General features: G+C 65.2%; 1 protein-coding gene. It reads right to left on the bottom strand.

All coding sequences use genetic code 11. The features are described 5' to 3' along the window. Nucleotides 1–56 precede the first annotated feature (56 nt). Nucleotides 57–1,301 (bottom strand): IS256-like element IS1164 family transposase, encoded by a 1,245-nt coding sequence (locus ACWDUD_RS30630; protein ID WP_450111777.1) that lies wholly within the window; start codon nt 1,299–1,301, stop codon nt 57–59. Between the last annotated feature and the right edge of the window lie 131 nt (nt 1,302–1,432).

The raw sequence follows: 1,432 nt of genomic DNA, 5'->3' as shown, positions 1-1,432 counted from the left end.
GGGTCAAGTCCCGTGAGGTGGTGTACGACGTCGTCGCGTGATTCCTCGTGGGTGGCTCAGGCAGTCAAGGCCGGTGTCACCTCCTCGGTCTCCTCGGTGACACTGTCGGCGGGCTTGTCGGTGCGGGAGCGAGCCAGCACGTCGAGGCCGAGGTAGCGGCGGCCTTCGATCCACTCATCGTGCTGTTCGGCCAGCACCGCCCCGACCAGTCGGATCAGCGCAGTCCGGTCCGGGAAGATCCCCACCACGTCGGTCCGGCGGCGGATCTCCTTGTTGAGGCGCTCCTGCGGATTGTTGCTCCAGATCTGTTTCCAGATCTGCTTCGGGAACGCGGTGAACGCCAACAGATCCGACCGTGCAGCGTCGAGGTGATCGGCCACCTTCGGCAACTTCTCGGTGAGCGCATCGATGATCCGATCATATTGTGCGTGAACGGAATCCGCGTCGGGCTGGTCGTACACGGAGTGCAGCAGTGTCTTCACCCAGGGCCACGACGACTTCGGGGTCACCGCCATCAGGTTCGTCGAGTAGTGGGTACGGCACCGCTGCCAGGAGGCACCGGGCAGAGTCGCGCCGATTGCCGCGACGAGGCCGGCGTGGGCATCGGAGGTCACCAGTTTCACCCCGGTCAGCCCGCGGGCGACCAACCCACGGAAGAAGGTCAGCCAGCCGGCGCCGTCCTCGGCGGAGGTGACGTCCAGCCCCAGGATCTCGCGGTAGCCGTCGGCGTTGACCCCGACCGCGACCAGGGCGTGCACGTTCACCACCCGTCCGTTCTCGCGGACCTTGAGGACCAGGGCGTCGGCGGCGACGAACGTGTACGGGCCCGCATCGAGGGGTCGGTTCCGGAAGGCCTCGACCTGGGTGTCGAGGTCTTTCGCCATCACTGAGACCTGCGACTTCGACAGCGAGGTGATCCCGAGGGTATCGACGAGTTTCTCCATCCGCCGGGTCGAGACCCCGAGTAGATAGCAGGTCGCAACAACCGAGGTCAGGGCACGTTCGGCCCGCTTGCGCCGTTGCAGCAACCAGTCCGGGAAGTACGAACCCTGCCGCAGCTTGGGAATGGCCACGTCGAGGGTGCCGACGCGGGTATCGAAGTCGCGGTGCCGGTAGCCGTTGCGAACGTTGACCCGTTCGTCGGAGCGTTGGCCGTAGTCGGCGCCGCACAGGGCATCGGCCTCGGCGCCCATCAGGGCATGTATGAACATCGTCAGCAGCTCGCGCAGCAGGTCGGGGCTGGCGCCGGTGAGTCGGTCTTCGACAAGCCGGCGGAGGTCGATATCGTGGGCATTGGTCATCGCGTGCTCTTTCGTCGAGTCGAGTTGGTAGCTCTCTCGAAGAATCACGCGATGACCGTCTTTCGTCCGGTTACGACACGCCGATCAGTTCGTTTGGTTCCGGCTCGTACACCATCCTGATGGACGCAACC

This window comes from Rhodococcus sp. NPDC003382 (assembly GCF_053589135.1).
The sequence above is the reverse complement of the archived record's forward strand: the minus strand, read 5'-3'. Positions and strand labels throughout refer to the sequence as shown.